The sequence below is a fragment of the Streptococcus wuxiensis genome, assembly GCF_040888245.1.
In the GTDB taxonomy this organism is placed as follows: domain Bacteria; phylum Bacillota; class Bacilli; order Lactobacillales; family Streptococcaceae; genus Streptococcus; species Streptococcus wuxiensis.
This window is the reverse complement of record NZ_JBFNFE010000001.1, coordinates 160,467-175,780: the sequence shown is the minus strand read 5'-3', so window position 1 is coordinate 175,780 and position 15,314 is coordinate 160,467. Positions and strand designations below refer to the sequence as shown.

Sequence of the window (15,314 nt, the reverse complement as noted above, 5' to 3'; positions counted from 1 at the left end):
CCTTTATTCTAATCAAGCTTTGTGTTCTATTCTACACTATTCTCCTAAAAATTCAAGTATTATTTGTAATTTTCTGAAAATTTTATTTATAAAAAATCAGTCACTAGGACTGATTTTCTTCTTAATTATCTTTTTCTTCTTTAAAGACTTCTTTGAGATAGGCATCGAAAACTTCCTCGTCTGAAATAGTATCTGAGATAAAGCTTCCATTACTTGTGCGCTCTGATAGATTCAAATCTTGTAGGATTGATTCGTAAATCGTTCCATTATTTGATTGAACAACCAGAGTTTGTTCGCCATCTTCTACTTCTGTACTGAAGAGATCTCCGATAAATCCTTGTTCTGAGACAGAACCGGCCAAGAAGACGCGATGTGGTTTACTCTTCAATTCTCTCAGAACTTGAAGACCACGCTTAGCACGACTGGTTGCTGGAATTTCCTCTGTTGAAACCCGTTTCAAGCTTCCACGTTGCGTTAACAGATAGAAGGATGAAGTATTGCAGATAAAGGCAGCTTGAAGCTCATCATCTGCTTTCAGATTCATAGCTTTAACACCTGCAGCCTTGGCTCCAACAACTGGAACCTCTTCGATATTAAAGCGAAGGGCATATCCATTTTTACTAATCAACAAAACATCATCAAGTTTGATTGGTGCAACAGCTACAATATGGTCACTATCGTCTTTCAACTTAGCATATTTGACAGATTTAGAACGATAGGTTCTCCATGGAGAGAATTCTTTGCGTTCAACACGCTTGATTTGTCCAAGGCGAGTCGCTGCAAAGTAGGTCGTCGCATCATCAAACTGATCCACAACTTCTACGTATAGCACTTCTTCATTGGTTTCAAAGTTTGTAATCGTTTGGCTCAAGTGCTCCCCGATATCCTTCCAACGAATATCTGCTAATTCATGGACAGGACGGTAGATAACATTTCCTAGTGTCGTAAAGATTAAGAGATGTTGAGTTGTCTTAACAGATTGGATAAATAGCAATCGGTCATCATCCCGTTTACCAATTTCCTCTAACGTTGAAGCTGAGAAAGAACGAGGGCTAGTACGCTTGATATAGCCAGCCTTCGTCACGCTGACGTATGTATCTTCTTCAGCGATCAAACTAGCAGTATCAATTTCGATCACTTCTGCTGTATCTTCTAAAGAACTCAAACGAGGTGTCGCAAACTGTCTCTTGACCTCACGAAGTTCTTTTTTCATGAGATTGTACATAGTCCGTTCGTCACCAATGATAGCCGCCAGCATAGCAATTTTTTCTCGAAGTTCTGCTTCTTCTTCCTGCAAGACAACTACGTCTGTATTGGTCAAACGGTATAGTTGCAATGTAACAATAGCTTCAGCCTGCTCTTCAGTAAAATCATAACTGACCTTGAGGTTCTCTTTGGCATCAGCCTTGTTCTCAGAAGCACGGATAAGAGCAATGACTTCATCTAAAATAGAGATGACACGAATCAAACCTTCCACGATATGGAGACGTTTTTCAGCCTTTTCCTTGTCAAAGCGAGAACGTGCCAAGATGACCTCACGACGGTGGGCAATATAGCTAGATAAGATAGGCACAATTCCAACCTGACGAGGGGTGAAATTGTCAATCGCAACCATGTTGAAGTTGTAGTTGATTTGCAAGTCAGTATACTTGAAAAGATAGTTGAGAACAAGCTCTGTGTTCGCATCTTTCTTGAGTTCGATAGCAATGCGAAGACCGTCACGGTCAGACTCATCTCGAACCTCAGCAATTCCTGCTACCTTGTTATTGACACGAACTTCATCAATTTTCTTGACTAAGTTAGCCTTATTAATCTCATAGGGAATCTCAGTGATAACGATTTGTTCCTTACCACCTTTTAACTTCTCAATTTCAGTCTTGGAACGAACGACCACGCGACCCTTACCAGTTTCATAGGCCTTTTTGATCTCGTCACGACCTTGGATGATCGCTCCTGTAGGAAAGTCTGGCCCAGGCAAGAATTCCATGAGCTTTTCAACCTTAGCAGTTGGGTGATCAATCATATAGACTGTCGCATCGATAACCTCTGCCAAATTATGTGGTGGAATATCTGTGGCATAACCAGCTGAAATACCAGTTGACCCATTGACCAAAAGGTTTGGAAAAGCCGCTGGCAAGACTGTTGGCTCTTTCTCGGTATCGTCAAAGTTCCAAGCAAAGGGAACTGTCTTTTTCTCGATATCCTGAAGAAGATAACCAGCAATCTCTGATAAACGAGCTTCCGTATAACGCATTGCTGCAGGTGGATCTCCGTCCATGGAACCGTTGTTTCCGTGCATTTCAACTAGAATCTCACGGTTCTTCCAGTCCTGAGACATACGAACCATGGCGTCATAGATAGAAAAATCTCCGTGTGGGTGGAAATTCCCCATAATGTTCCCGACAGACTTGGCTGACTTACGGTAGCTCTTGTCAAAAGTATTGCCATCCTTATTCATAGAATAAAGAATACGGCGTTGAACCGGCTTCAATCCATCCCGAATGTCTGGCAAAGCCCGGTCTTGAATGATATATTTGGAGTAGCGACCAAAGCGCTCTCCCATGATGTCCTCCAAGGACATATTTTGGATATTACTCATATAAGATACAAAGGGGCGATTCGGCGTGCCGAAAATTTCTGTAGAAAAATAGGAAATCGATGCAGGGTTCGATGAACCCTAGACGATTTATCTTTTTTCATAAGAAATTAGTCCCGTGTTCAGTTACCTCTAGTAACCAAACTATCCTTTCTGTAGTTTAAAATACGTTTTAAAAGATGCGTCAGGAGTTTCCACCCAGTATTTAGGGCGTGTTCAACTCCTTTCAAAGAATGTAGAGTAGGTTTTACAGAGTAAAGGAAATTAGTTACCCTCAGTAACCAAACGTCCCTTTCCGTAGTTTAATCTTTTAAGTTTCGTTCTTTATTTTTTTAATGATTTAGAAGGTTTTCCTCAGCATATCTCATCATCTTCTCAGCCACTTCTTTTTCATACTTAAAGTCCATCTTTTGAGCAAGGCTTTGAGCTTCCTGATGGAAAAGTTGCATGGTAGCAAATAAAGACTGAGTGATTTTGTCTAAACTCGAGAAATCAAGCAGATTTGAGAATTCCTTCTCCTTCTCAGCAGTCAAGTAGTTAAAGAGATACTTGTAGTTTTTACCGATGTCGACTGCTTCTCTATCACTTGCCACCTGCCAAGCTAAGATTTTCAAGAGTTCTTGCTGGCAAATACCGTAGAGATGGTCAGTCGCATAGATGAGCTGATTACGACAAATTCCTTTGACCACGTAAGTTGACACCCACCAAAATTCATTGCAAGATTTGTCAAAGTCAGTCGCACTGGCTGGTGCCGTCCAATAGCGCTGAGGACTTGGAGAATAAGTCTCAAAAATCCCCTTCTTATCTTCTAAAACTGTGAAGCCCGCCTCACTATCCACCCACTCGTTGATGTAATCTTTAGGACAGAGGGTTAAATCAATCCGATTGCCATCTTCAAATAGCATGAGATAGAGACGACGGTTGCCTAAGATATTATGTTGCTCGATGATACGTTTGCCGAACTGGTCCAGCCAAGAAAGGTCACTCGTTAGATTGTCTATGTCATCTACTACATAGACAAGATCATAGTCTTGAAATTCATCTGTTTGAACCTTTGGGTTTGTACGTGAACCAGATAGTGCCACAGCATCAACCTGTAATTTTTTAGCTATTTGTAAAATCAGTCCAAGTATTTCCTGGTCAGTTCTCATGTGGTTCTTCCTCAGTGGTCTCTATGTTCTGAATATCAGCATCTTCTTTTCTTTGTTTAAGAAGCTTCTGAATTCTTTTTCTCTCTAACTCTCCGACTATAAATTGGATAATTGAACTGATTCCAAAAAGTGGTAGCAACAACATAATTCCCATTTCTTCAGTCAGCATTAAAAAGAGGAAGTTAATAACTGAAAATATTGCTAAAAACCAAGCATTTAGCCTTAGAAATTTTGAGTAACTACTAGGATAATGTTTGAGATGTTTATTGCTCTTATAAATAGCTGTGAATCCAAAAGCAAGGCTCACTGGTGTGAAAATATAAAAGTCAAAAACATAGAAGAGCAAACCTGCATAAGGATTAGACCTTAAAGGATTATCAAATAAAAAGACACCTGTGGTTACTATAGTTAATAGTAAAAATTCAAGAGAGCGAATTTTTTCAGGTTTTCCTGGTTTAGCAATCATATACGTAACTGCGCCTAGTACCAGGACAATCACAAGAAAAGGAGTATCGGACAATAAACTAATCATGATGTACACCTCTTTTAAAGAGCTAAGATTTTGAAGGAGGAAGATTTACTTAAAACACAGTCGCTTCTTCCAATGTAAACTTGACATTATCTTCAATCCACTTACGACGTGGTTCGACCTTGTCGCCCATGAGAACATTGACACGGCGTTCGGCGCGTGCTAAGTCTTCAATCGTAACACGGATGAGGGTACGAGTTTCTGGATTCATGGTTGTTTCCCAGAGTTGGTCCGCATTCATCTCACCAAGCCCCTTGTAGCGCTGTAGGGTAGCGCCTTTGCCGAATTGTTTACGGAGTTCTTCTAGCTCGCCATCCGTCCAAGCGTAGGCTACTTCTTCTTTCTTGCCTTTGCCTTTGGACATCTTGTAAAGAGGCGGAAGGGCGATATAGACATGTCCTGCCTCGACTAGTGGACGCATGTAGCGATAAAAGAAGGTTAAGAGAAGGGTTTGAATGTGGGCACCATCGGTGTCCGCATCGGTCATGATAATGATTTTGTCATAGTTAGCATCTTCAAGAGAGAAATCTGCCCCAACACCAGCACCGATGGTATAAATCATGGTATTGATTTCTTCATTTTTGAGGATATCTGCCATCTTGGCCTTGGCTGTATTGATCACCTTACCACGAAGAGGCAAAATAGCCTGAAACTTACGATCACGTCCTTGTTTGGCAGATCCACCGGCAGAATCACCCTCGACTAGGTAGAGTTCATTCTTAGCTGGATTTTTAGACTGGGCTGGCGTTAATTTACCAGAAAGTAAGCCCTTATCTTTTTTGTTTTTCTTGCCATTTCGGCTCTCATCACGCGCTTTTCGTGCTGCTTCACGGGCATCACGCGCCTTGATGGCTTTACGAATCAGATTTGAAGCTAATTCCCCATTTTCCATAAGGAAGAAGGTCAGTTTTTCAGCAACAATACTGTCAACGATTGGACGAGCTAGTGGACTTCCTAGTTTGTCCTTAGTCTGTCCTTCAAACTGAAGATGTTCTTCAGGAACCAAGATAGAAAGAACGGCCGCCAATCCTTCACGGTAATCTGAACCTTCAAGATTTTTATCTTTTTCCTTGAGAAGCCCCGTCTTGCGTGCATAGTCATTCATAACCTTGGTGATGGCTGACTTAAGTCCTGTCTCATGCGTTCCACCGTCTTTGGTACGGACGTTATTGACAAAGGACAAGATGTTATCTGAAAAGCCATCATTATACTGGAGGGCTACTTCTACTTGGAAACCATTGTCTTCCCCTTCAAAGTATAGAACTGGCGTCAAGGTTTCCTTGTCTTCATTGAGGTAAGAAACAAAGTCCTGTACCCCATTCTCATAATGGAACTCGATTGCTTCATCTATTCGCTTGTCTGTTAATGACAAGGTTACATTCTTCAAGAGAAAAGCTGACTCATTGAGACGCTCTGAAATAGTATTGTACTTAAAGTCTGTCGTAGAAAAGATACTGGCATCTGGCATGAAGGTCACTTTGGTACCTGTCTTAGACTTAGGTGCCGTTCCAACCTTTTCAAGAGTTGTTACTGGCTTCCCACCATTTTCAAAACGTTGTCTATAAACTGCTCCATCACGAGTAATTTCTACCTCTAACCAACTAGAGAGGGCATTAACGACAGAAGAACCAACCCCGTGGAGACCACCTGATGTCTTATAACCACCCTGACCGAATTTTCCTCCGGCGTGAAGGATGGTAAAGATAACCTCAACCGTAGGAATTCCCATAGCGTGCATTCCAGTCGGCATTCCACGTCCGTGGTCTTGAACTGTCAAACTTCCGTCCTTATTAATGGTCACATCGATCCGGTCACCAAATCCAGATAGGGCTTCATCGACCGCATTATCGACGATTTCCCAGACTAGGTGGTGGAGACCAGCACCGTCAGTCGATCCGATATACATCCCTGGACGTTTACGGACCGCATCCAACCCTTCTAGCACCTGAATGGCGTCATCATTATAATTATTAATATTGATTTCCTTTTTTGACACAAGGAACCTCCTATTTGTTCATCTTTTCTATTTTACAGGTTTTCTAAGGATTTTGCAAAGTTTTTCTAGTTAAAAAGCCTATTCCCAAGTCTTTTTAGCAAAAACATCAACCATCTCTATCAAAAAAAGAAACCAAGATAAAAATCTTAGTTTTCTTTTCCTTTAATTTGATTTGTGGTCACATCTTCACCAAACCATTTTTGGCTTATTTCTTGGAATTTACCTTCTTGATAAAGGTCTACAAAAGCTTGATTTAAATTTGCTAACAAGGTCTTATCAGCTGGTCTCACACCAACTGCAAAAGACTCACTCTCAAAACCAGCAGGAAAAATCTCATACTGGTCTAAAATTCCTTCAGTTTCAAGATAATAATTGGCGTAAACACGGTCAATTAAAAGAGCATCAATCCGATCATTTTGCAAATCAATCAAGGCTTCGTTAAAACTCTGATATTGATTGGCTTTTTGATCTTTTACGATGTTTTTTAAGAGTTCTGGTTGGGCTTCAAAATCTAGATAACCAGAAGATCCTGCCTGGGCACCCAAAACCTTGCCTGTCATATCAGACACTGATTGTATATTCTGAGATTTCTTAGAGACTAGAACCTGCTGATTTTCCATGTAAGGAATGGTAAAAGCAACCTTCTCACGGCGTTCATCAGTCGCTGAATATCCATTCCAGATAGCATCAATGGTGCCGTTTTGAAGTTCGGTTTCCTTCATGTCCCAATCAATGGGTTGAAACTGTACCTTGAAACCAAGTTTCTCAGAAACAGCCTGTGCTAAATCAATGTCAAATCCAGCATATTGCCCATTCTTTTCTTCAAAGCCCATGGGAACAAAGGTATTGTCAAACCCGATGGTAATGGTTCCCTGTTCTTGGTATTTGTCCCAATTATCGACTTTGGGATCACTAGCTTTTTGTGTGCATCCTACCAGGAAAAAAGCCAGAAAGAATACCAAAACAAAGCTGATTTTCTTTCGATTCATAGACACCTCCTACTTAGGCTCTACTTTGAGAATCTGGTCAGCAATATTCTCTGCAAACTGGAGATCGTGAGTCACTACAATCTGAGTCATGCCTAATTCTCGATTTTGTAGAATCAGTTTTTCAACCTCAAGACGCAACTCAGGGTCAAGGGCTGAAGTTGGTTCGTCATAACCAATCACTTCAGGATCTATCATCATAGCGCGTGCTAAGGCAACCCGTTGCTTTTGACCACCAGATAATGAGTATGGATAAGCATCTGCGTGAGCTTCGAGCCCCAGACGAGCGAGTAAGTCGGTTGCCTTCTTCTTGGCATCTGCTTCAGACATCCCCATAGTTTTGATGGGTGACAAAATCAAGTTCTCCATAACGGATAAGTGTGGAAAAAGCTGAAAATCTTGAAAAACAAAACCTAACAAGTGACGCTTTTCAAGTTCATCCAAAGGTAGGGATTCTCCATTATAAAAAATCTCACCTGAATCAATGGTTTCAAGTCCAGCTAACATTCTAAGTAAGGTTGTCTTCCCACCACCAGAAGGTCCAACAATAGCCAAAATCTGCTTTTCAGGAATTTTTAAATTGAAATTGGATAAAATTTCTTTTTTTCCAAATTTTTTGCTGATATTTTTTAACTCTAACATGGATAACCTCCTATCTATAGTAGCTAAACTTTTTCTCAAGTTTCTTAGCTATAATCGTAACAATACCAATCATGAGAAGATAGATGGCTCCTGCTAGAAACATTGGAATCAAGCTCGCATCACGATTGGCTGCAGTACGACTAGCTAGGATTAAATCTGAAATACCGAGTGCATAGACTAAAGAAGTATCTTTAACCAAACTCATAACCTCGTTAAATACACTTGGTAAAACAATCTTAGTGACCTGAGGCAAGATAATATAGCGGACGGTATCGATAGGTTTGAATTTCAAAACCTTAGCTGCTTCATATTGTCCTTGAGGAATCGTTGCAATCCCTCCACGGAATATTTCTGCAAAATAGGCTGCATAATTAAGCGTGAAGGCAATAATCGCTGCTGGTACCCGATCAAGTCGAATCCCGATACTTGGCAAAACATAATAGATAAAGATTAACTGCAAGAGCAAGGGTGTCCCACGCATCACCCAGATATAAACATCAATCATGTAATGGAGGGGTTTCCAATGGACCTGTAAGCAAAAGGCAACCAAAATACCTAAAGGAATTGAAAAGAGTAAGACCAGTGCAAATACTTGTAAAGTCATTGTCGCTCCGCTCAATAAACTAGGTAATATCTCAAATAAGTAAGACATACTCCACCTCCTAAAAATAATTGTTCCTATTATAGCATAAATAAACACAAAATCAAGTTTTTCAGAAATTTTCATGAATTTTTAAAACTTTAGCCTTTATTTTTGAATAAAAATAGTACTCATGATAAACTTATCAACTTTGATAAAGTATCAGATGTCACAGCTAGTAAACAGATTCAGTTTCGTTTCTCTCCTATTTCATGGTATAATAGAAACATGATGACAATAGTATTATTAATTTTAGCTTATTTATTGGGTTCAATTCCTTCAGGCTTGTGGATTGGACAAATATTCTTTAACATCAATCTAAGAGAACATGGATCTGGTAATACTGGAACGACCAATACCTTCCGAATCTTAGGCAAAAAAGCTGGAATGGCAACCTTTGTAATTGATTTCTTTAAAGGTACTTTGGCCACTTTACTTCCACTAATCTTCCATGTGCAGGGTATTTCACCAATCGTCTTTGGACTTTTAGCAGTCATTGGCCACACCTTCCCTATCTTTGCCAAATTTAAGGGTGGTAAGGCTGTTGCAACCAGTGCTGGAGTTATTTTTGGTTTTGCTCCTCTCTTTTGTCTTTACCTTGCAGTTATTTTCTTTGGAATCCTTTATCTGGGAAGTATGATTTCCCTCTCTAGTATTTCAGCTGCTATTGCTGCGATTATTGGAGTCCTTCTGTTTCCTCTCTTTGGATTTATTTTAACTAGTTATGACCTACTTTTCACTTTAATTATTATCAGTCTTGCTAGTCTGGTGATTGTTCGACACAAGGACAATATCAAACGTATCCAAAATAAAACAGAAAATCTCATCCCTTGGGGACTTAACCTAACGCACCAAGAACCAAAAAAATAAAACGTCAGTTGAAACTGACGTTTTTTTTATGTTATTTAGACTTGATATAGTTGATACCATCTGCCTTCGGCGCAACAGCTTTACCAAAGAAGGCTGCTAGGACGACAATGGTCAAGAGATATGGTGCAATTTGCAAGTAAACGGCTGGAACTCCTTGCAAGAAAGGAAGTTGAGAACCGATAACTGCCAAACTTTGTGATAGTCCAAAGAAGAGACTTGAAAGCATAGCACCAACAGGATTCCATTTACCAAAGATCATGGCTGCAAGAGCGATAAATCCAGGTCCTACGATAGTTGTAACTGAAAAGTTGACGGAGATTGACTGAGCGTAAATAGCTCCACCAATTCCTCCAAGGAAGCCTGAAATCACTACTCCAAGATATCTCATCTTGTAGACATTGATACCCAAAGTATCTGCTGCTTGTGGGTGTTCACCAACTGAACGAAGGCGAAGTCCAAAGCGAGTTTTAAAGAGAACAAACCATGCTAGGAATGAGAAAGTAATTGCTAGGTAACCTAGTAGACTAGTTGACTTGAAGAAGATATCGCCGATAACAGGGATATTAGCTAATACCGGGAAGTCAAAACGACCAAAAGTTTGCGTTAAGTTATCCGTTTGTCCCTTATTATAAAGCACCTTCACCAAGAAAACTGCCAAGGCTGGCGCCATCAAGTTAAGTACAGTACCACTGACAACATGGTCTGCACGGAAATGAATTGTAGCTACTGCGTGAATGAGCGAGAAGATAGCTCCGACTAATCCACCAACTAGAAGAGCTAACCAAGGAGTTAATGCTCCCAAATCTTGAGCAAATTCAAGGTTAAAAACAACTCCAGAAAAGGCACCCATGACCATGATTCCTTCAAGACCAACGTTAACAACTCCACCACGTTCAGAGAAAACTCCTCCGATACTTGTGAAAATAAGTGGTGCTGCATAAATCAACATCGAAGAAACCATAAGGGTTAACATTGTTGTAATCGACATCCTTATTTACCTCCTTTAAGTTGCTTTCTTGGTTTGACAAAGCGTTCGATGATGTAGTGAACGCTGACAAAGAAGATAATTGAGGCTGTAACGATACTTACAAGCTCAGATGGTACTTGTGCAGCATTCATACCAGGGGCTCCAACTTGAAGAACACTGAAAAGGAAGGCTGCAAATAGAATTCCAACTGGTGAGTTTGAAGCAAGTAGGCTTACTGCCATACCGTTAAATCCGATTGCCAATGATGAACCTTGAACATAAACGTTTTGGAAAGTACCAAGTCCTTCTACTGCGCCACCAAGTCCTGCAAGGGCACCAGAAATAATCATTGATAGAATAATGGTGCGTTTCGCTGAAATACCTGCGTATTCAGAAGCATTTGGATTGAGACCAACTGCACGGATTTCAAAACCAAGAGTTGTTTTCTTGAGCAAGAACCAGATAACTGCTACTGCTATGATAGCAAAGAAAATTCCAATGTTCATACGAGAGTTTCCAGTCAACTCAGCAAGCCATGGTGTCTGATAGGTTGCATTTGCACTAACACGAATGGATGAGTCAGTACTTTGCATGATATCTTTTGGGAAAGAGTGGATAAAGGCGTTACTTGTATAGAGAACAATGTAGTTCATCATGATGGTTACAATAACTTCAGATGTCCCAAGGTAGGCTCTTAAAATACCAGGAATAGCACCAACGATCCCTCCCGCAACTAAAGCAATTACAATCGTCGCAAGAATCATCAATGGTCGTGGCAAATCTGGGAAAGAGAGGGCGAACCAGCCACTCATAACCCAACCTGCGAGAGCTTGTCCTGGAAGACCAACGTTAAAGAAACCAGCACGACTTGCAACTGCAAATCCAAGGGCAATCAGAATTAAAGGTCCCATAGCACGGAAGATTTCACCGATTCCACGAACACTACCAAAGGCTGTGTAGAATAATTCTTCATAACCCCAGATAGCATCGTAACCGAAAATCCACATGACGATGGCTCCGAGTAGAATTCCTAAAATAACAGAAATCAAAGGAACCGAAATTTGTTGTAATTTTTTAGACATCACTCTTCTCCTTTTCCAATTCACCACCAGCCATCAAGACACCAAGCTCTTGCTTGTTGGTTGTTTCTGGCGTTACAATCCCTTGAATCTTACCATCATGGATAACAGCAATTCTATCAGAGACATTTAGAATCTCATCTAGTTCAAAGCTGACTACAAGGACAGCTTTCCCATTATCACGTTCTTGAATCAAGCGTTTGTGAATGTACTCAATAGCACCGACGTCCAAACCACGAGTAGGTTGACTGACGATAAGGAGATCAGGATTTCGATCGACTTCTCGAGCGATGATAGCTTTTTGTTGATTTCCTCCAGAAAGAGCTGATGCTGGAACAATCTCACTAGCAGCACGCACATCGAATTCCTGCATTAACTGTTTAGCGTACCCGATGATATTGGTGTAGTTTAAGATTCCCTTCTTGCTAAGAGGTTCCTTATAGTAGGTTTGAAGAGCGATATTTTCAGAAATCATCATTTCTAAAACTAAACCATCACGGTGGCGATCTTCCGGAACGTGGCCTACACTCATTTCTGTAATTTGACGAGGGTGTAAGCCTACGATAGACTGGCCTTTCAACTCCACGCTACCAGACTCAATCTTACGAAGACCAGTGATAGCTTGGATTAATTCAGATTGACCATTTCCATCAATCCCGGCAATTCCGACAATTTCACCAGCTCGAACATCGAGTGATAGATTTTTAACCGCTGGAACGCCACGGTTTTCGTTAACAACCAAGTCTTTAATCGATAGAACCACTTCTTTTGGTTGAGCTGCCTGTTTCTCAGTTTTGAAGGAAACTGAACGTCCCACCATCATTTCAGCCAAGTCAGCATTGGTTGCACCAGCAATTTCAACTGTTTCGATAGATTTACCACGACGGATAACAGTGACGCGGTCAGATACAGCACGAATTTCATCCAATTTGTGGGTAATCAAGATAATGGATTTACCTTCTTTGACCAGGTTCTTCATGATAGCCATCAACTCATCGATTTCTGATGGTGTTAAGACGGCAGTTGGTTCGTCAAAGATAAGAATATCTGCGCCACGATAAAGTGTCTTCAAGATTTCAACACGTTGTTGAGCCCCAACAGAGATGTCTGCAACTTTGGCAGAAGGATTCACAGCAAGGCCATAACGTTCAGACAACTCATTGATTTCTCGAGTTGCACGAGCAATATCTAGCACACCATTTTTGGTCAATTCACTCCCCAAAATGATATTTTCAGCAACAGTGAAAGCTTCTACCAACATAAAGTGTTGGTGGACCATCCCAATTCCTAAGCTAGCCGCTTTTGATGGCGAATCTAGCTTTACAACTTGACCGTTTACCACAATTTCACCACTAGTTGGTTCTAGAAGCCCCGCTAGCATGTTCATAAGAGTGGACTTACCAGCTCCATTTTCTCCTAAAAGTGCATGAATTTCACCTTTACGAAGTTCAAGGTTAATCTTGTCGTTAGCGACAAATTCACCAAAAACTTTGGTAATTTCACGCATTTCAATGACATTTTCGTGTGCCATGTGCTCTTCCTTTCAGAGTTTTATTTTGTTTCAATAAAACCTACTAAAGAAACTTAGCAAGCTCTATTGAGACAAAACCATTTGTCTCAATTCTTAAAGAAGCGGCCACTGGCCGCTTCCTAAGAAATGACTTCCTTCAATTATTTTTCAGGAACTTTGATGCTACCATCAAGGATTTTAGCTTTTGCATCTTCAACAGCTTTTTTACCTTCTTCAGAAAGGTTTGTCACTGCCAAGTCAACACCTTTATCCTTCAATGAGTAAACGATAACTTGACCGCCAGGGAATTCACCTTTTTCAGTCTTGTTTGAGATATCTTGAACTGTTGTTCCAACTTGTTTCAATGTAGAAGCAAGCACGAAGTTAGCTTCTTTACCGTCTTTAGAAGTGTATTTACCTTCATCAACTTGGTCACGGTCTACACCGATAACCCAAACTTTTTCGTCTTCATTTTTACTTTCGTTCAATGATTTAGCTTCAGAGAAGACACCTGCTCCAGTACCACCAGCTGCTTGGTAAATAACGTCTGCACCTGCAGCGTATTGAGCTGCAGCGATTGTTTTACCTTTAGCCGCATCACCAAATGATCCAGCATAGTCTACTTGAACCTTGATAGATGGGTCAACTGACTCAACACCAGCTTTAAAACCAGCTGCGAAACGAGAAATAACTTCAGATTCCATACCACCTACAAAACCAACTTGTTTAGTTTTTGTAGTTTTAGCAGCTGCAACACCTGCAAGGTAAGCTGCTTCGTTGTCTGCGAAAGTAACGCTAGCAACGTTCTTTTGATCTTTAATCACATCGTCAATCAAAACATAGTTTTTATCTGAATGTTCTTTTGCTGCTTCTTCAACAGCGTTGTGAAGGGCAAAACCAACACCAAAGATCAAGTTGTAGCTTCCAGCTGCTTGGTTCAAGTTGTTAGCGTAGTCAGCTTCACTTGTTGATTGGAAATAAGTGTAACCATTGTCTTTTGAAAGGTTGTGTTCTTTACCCCAAGCTTGAAGACCTTCCCAAGCTGATTGGTTAAATGATTTATCATCAACACCACCAGTATCTGTAACGATAGCTGCTTTAGTCTTCACATCAGAAGAAGATGAAGCTGCGTTACGAGAAGAGCGATTACCACATGCAGCAAGTCCAAATGCTGCTACTGCAACTAGACCAAGGCCTAGCCATTGTTTCTTGTTCATTACTGAACCTCCTAAATAAGATGCGCAACTAAGTTGCAAGTATGGATTGATTGGTCACAAGGACCCTTGCCACTCAGAGAGTGACACAGACTATTGCAAGTCTGTAAAAGAATATGGAAGTAATTCCCCGACCGTCATCTCGACCGTCGTTTTATCTTTGGCAACTAGAGTCACCTTTAGATCTGGTTTAAAAAATTCGACCATAACTTGGCGACAAGCACCGCAAGGCGAAATTGGTTTTTCAGTTTGACCATAGACAATCAATTCTGAAAAGTCTCGTTGTCCTTCAGAGACCGCCTTAAAGATTGCAGTTCTTTCGCCACAGTTGGTCAAGGGGTAGCTAGCATTTTCAATGTTAACCCCTGTATAGATACTTCCGTCCTCGGCTACCAAAACAGCGCCAATCGGAAAATGTGAGTAGGGAACGTAAGCTTTTTTACTAGTTTCAATCGCTAATTCAATCAACTCAGTAGTCGCCATCAGCTAATTCTCCTTTTAAGATTGCAACACCAGAAGATGTTCCAATTCGAGTAGCTCCTGCTTCAACAAAGGCAACTGCATCTGCATAAGAACGAGCTCCACCAGCTGCTTTGACCCCCATATCAGGACCAACTGTCTGACGCATTAATTGAACATCTGGTAGGGTCGCACCACCTGTCGAGAATCCTGTAGAAGTCTTGACAAAGTCTGCACCAGCTTTTTGAGCAAGTTGGCAAGCCAGAACTTTTTCTTCATCCGTTAACAAACAAGCTTCAATAATAACCTTAACCAATTTATCTCCACTTACTTCAACAACAGCTTTAATGTCTGTCTCAACTAATGCAATATTTCCTGATTTTAGTGCACCAACGTTGATAACCATATCAATTTCGTCAGCACCATTTTGGATAGCTTCTTTGGTTTCATAGGCTTTGACAGCTGAAGTTGTAGCTCCAAGAGGAAAACCTACAACTGTACAAACCTTGACATCAGTATCTGTTAGACCAGCTTTTGCATGCGAAACCCAGCAAGGATTCACACAAACACTGGCAAAATCGTACTCTCTTGCTTCAGATAGCAAACAATCGATTTGTTGTTCGGTCGCATCTTGCTTTAAAAGCGTATGATCAATGTATTTATTTAATTTCATTT

14 protein-coding genes are annotated in these 15,314 nt (G+C 40.7%); 1 reads left to right on the top strand and 13 read right to left on the bottom strand.

Translation table 11 applies throughout. The annotated features are described in order from the left end of the window. Positions 1–121 precede the first annotated feature (121 nt). From parC to AB2B47_RS00770, 7 genes are all read right to left on the bottom strand, one after another. A complete protein-coding gene (gene parC, locus AB2B47_RS00800) occupies positions 122–2,599 on the bottom strand; it encodes a DNA topoisomerase IV subunit A (RefSeq protein ID WP_320693391.1) in 2,478 nt (825 codons plus the stop codon). Between the two features lie 329 nt (positions 2,600–2,928). Then, complete coding sequence (locus AB2B47_RS00795) at positions 2,929–3,747, bottom strand: aminoglycoside 6-adenylyltransferase (protein ID WP_320693390.1); 819 nt, start codon at positions 3,745–3,747, stop codon at positions 2,929–2,931. Continuing rightward, the gene (locus tag AB2B47_RS00790) at positions 3,737–4,279 is read right to left on the bottom strand and encodes a hypothetical protein (RefSeq protein ID WP_320693389.1); all 543 of its coding nucleotides are present in this window, start codon (positions 4,277–4,279) and stop codon (positions 3,737–3,739) included. The genes AB2B47_RS00795 and AB2B47_RS00790 overlap by 11 nt, the downstream gene beginning before the upstream one ends. A 49-nt stretch (positions 4,280–4,328) precedes the next feature. Next, a complete protein-coding gene (parE, locus tag AB2B47_RS00785) occupies positions 4,329–6,272 on the bottom strand; it encodes a DNA topoisomerase IV subunit B (protein WP_320693388.1) in 1,944 nt (647 codons plus the stop codon). 146 nt (positions 6,273–6,418) lie between these two features. Further along, a complete protein-coding gene (locus AB2B47_RS00780) occupies positions 6,419–7,261 on the bottom strand; it encodes an amino acid ABC transporter substrate-binding protein (RefSeq protein ID WP_320693387.1) in 843 nt (280 codons plus the stop codon). Between the two features lie 9 nt (positions 7,262–7,270). After that, positions 7,271–7,900 carry an amino acid ABC transporter ATP-binding protein gene (locus AB2B47_RS00775; RefSeq protein ID WP_320693386.1) on the bottom strand — a complete coding sequence of 210 codons (630 nt, stop codon included), beginning with the start codon at positions 7,898–7,900 and terminating at the stop codon, positions 7,271–7,273. 10 nt (positions 7,901–7,910) lie between these two features. Further along, a complete protein-coding gene (locus AB2B47_RS00770; RefSeq protein WP_006155687.1) occupies positions 7,911–8,552 on the bottom strand; it encodes an amino acid ABC transporter permease in 642 nt (213 codons plus the stop codon). 216 nt (positions 8,553–8,768) lie between these two features. On the opposite strand from AB2B47_RS00770, the gene plsY reads away from it, so the two are divergent. Further along, positions 8,769–9,410 carry a glycerol-3-phosphate 1-O-acyltransferase PlsY gene (gene plsY, locus AB2B47_RS00765; protein WP_036754519.1) on the top strand — a complete coding sequence of 214 codons (642 nt, stop codon included), beginning with the start codon at positions 8,769–8,771 and terminating at the stop codon, positions 9,408–9,410. Positions 9,411–9,441: 31 nt separating this feature from the next. Here plsY and AB2B47_RS00760 read toward each other — a convergent pair whose 3' ends face one another. The 6 genes from AB2B47_RS00760 to deoC form a co-directional block, all read right to left on the bottom strand. After that, positions 9,442–10,398: an ABC transporter permease gene (locus tag AB2B47_RS00760; protein WP_006153267.1), complete on the bottom strand. Its 957-nt coding sequence runs from the start codon at positions 10,396–10,398 to the stop codon at positions 9,442–9,444. 2 nt (positions 10,399–10,400) lie between these two features. After that, positions 10,401–11,459, bottom strand: a complete 1,059-nt coding sequence (locus AB2B47_RS00755) for an ABC transporter permease (protein WP_006153229.1) — start codon at positions 11,457–11,459, stop codon at positions 10,401–10,403. Beyond that, the gene (locus tag AB2B47_RS00750) at positions 11,452–12,987 is read right to left on the bottom strand and encodes an ABC transporter ATP-binding protein (protein ID WP_320693385.1); all 1,536 of its coding nucleotides are present in this window, start codon (positions 12,985–12,987) and stop codon (positions 11,452–11,454) included. The genes AB2B47_RS00755 and AB2B47_RS00750 overlap by 8 nt, the downstream gene beginning before the upstream one ends. A gap of 140 nt (positions 12,988–13,127) precedes the next feature. Continuing rightward, positions 13,128–14,183, bottom strand: coding sequence for a BMP family lipoprotein (locus tag AB2B47_RS00745; protein WP_195183300.1), 1,056 nt, complete (start codon positions 14,181–14,183; stop codon positions 13,128–13,130). Between the two features lie 90 nt (positions 14,184–14,273). Then, a complete protein-coding gene (locus tag AB2B47_RS00740; RefSeq protein WP_320693384.1) occupies positions 14,274–14,663 on the bottom strand; it encodes a cytidine deaminase in 390 nt (129 codons plus the stop codon). After that, positions 14,650–15,312: a deoxyribose-phosphate aldolase gene (deoC, locus tag AB2B47_RS00735; protein WP_320693383.1), complete on the bottom strand. Its 663-nt coding sequence runs from the start codon at positions 15,310–15,312 to the stop codon at positions 14,650–14,652. The genes AB2B47_RS00740 and deoC overlap by 14 nt, the downstream gene beginning before the upstream one ends. Positions 15,313–15,314 lie beyond the last annotated feature (2 nt).

What these genes read in the sequence shown, in the direction of transcription:
- parC (WP_320693391.1), bottom strand. Translation starts at nt 2,599, where the DNA reads ATGAGTAATATCCAAAATATGTCCTTGGAGGACATCATGGGAGAGCGC.
- AB2B47_RS00795 (WP_320693390.1), bottom strand. Translation starts at nt 3,747, where the DNA reads ATGAGAACTGACCAGGAAATACTTGGACTGATTTTACAAATAGCTAAA.
- AB2B47_RS00790 (WP_320693389.1), bottom strand. Translation starts at nt 4,279, where the DNA reads ATGATTAGTTTATTGTCCGATACTCCTTTTCTTGTGATTGTCCTGGTA.
- AB2B47_RS00780 (WP_320693387.1), bottom strand. Translation starts at nt 7,261, where the DNA reads ATGAATCGAAAGAAAATCAGCTTTGTTTTGGTATTCTTTCTGGCTTTT.
- AB2B47_RS00775 (WP_320693386.1), bottom strand. Translation starts at nt 7,900, where the DNA reads ATGTTAGAGTTAAAAAATATCAGCAAAAAATTTGGAAAAAAAGAAATT.
- AB2B47_RS00770 (WP_006155687.1), bottom strand. Translation starts at nt 8,552, where the DNA reads ATGTCTTACTTATTTGAGATATTACCTAGTTTATTGAGCGGAGCGACA.
- plsY (WP_036754519.1), top strand. Translation starts at nt 8,769, where the DNA reads ATGATGACAATAGTATTATTAATTTTAGCTTATTTATTGGGTTCAATT.
- AB2B47_RS00760 (WP_006153267.1), bottom strand. Translation starts at nt 10,398, where the DNA reads ATGTCGATTACAACAATGTTAACCCTTATGGTTTCTTCGATGTTGATT.
- AB2B47_RS00755 (WP_006153229.1), bottom strand. Translation starts at nt 11,459, where the DNA reads ATGTCTAAAAAATTACAACAAATTTCGGTTCCTTTGATTTCTGTTATT.
- AB2B47_RS00750 (WP_320693385.1), bottom strand. Translation starts at nt 12,987, where the DNA reads ATGGCACACGAAAATGTCATTGAAATGCGTGAAATTACCAAAGTTTTT.
- AB2B47_RS00745 (WP_195183300.1), bottom strand. Translation starts at nt 14,183, where the DNA reads ATGAACAAGAAACAATGGCTAGGCCTTGGTCTAGTTGCAGTAGCAGCA.
- AB2B47_RS00740 (WP_320693384.1), bottom strand. Translation starts at nt 14,663, where the DNA reads ATGGCGACTACTGAGTTGATTGAATTAGCGATTGAAACTAGTAAAAAA.
- deoC (WP_320693383.1), bottom strand. Translation starts at nt 15,312, where the DNA reads ATGAAATTAAATAAATACATTGATCATACGCTTTTAAAGCAAGATGCG.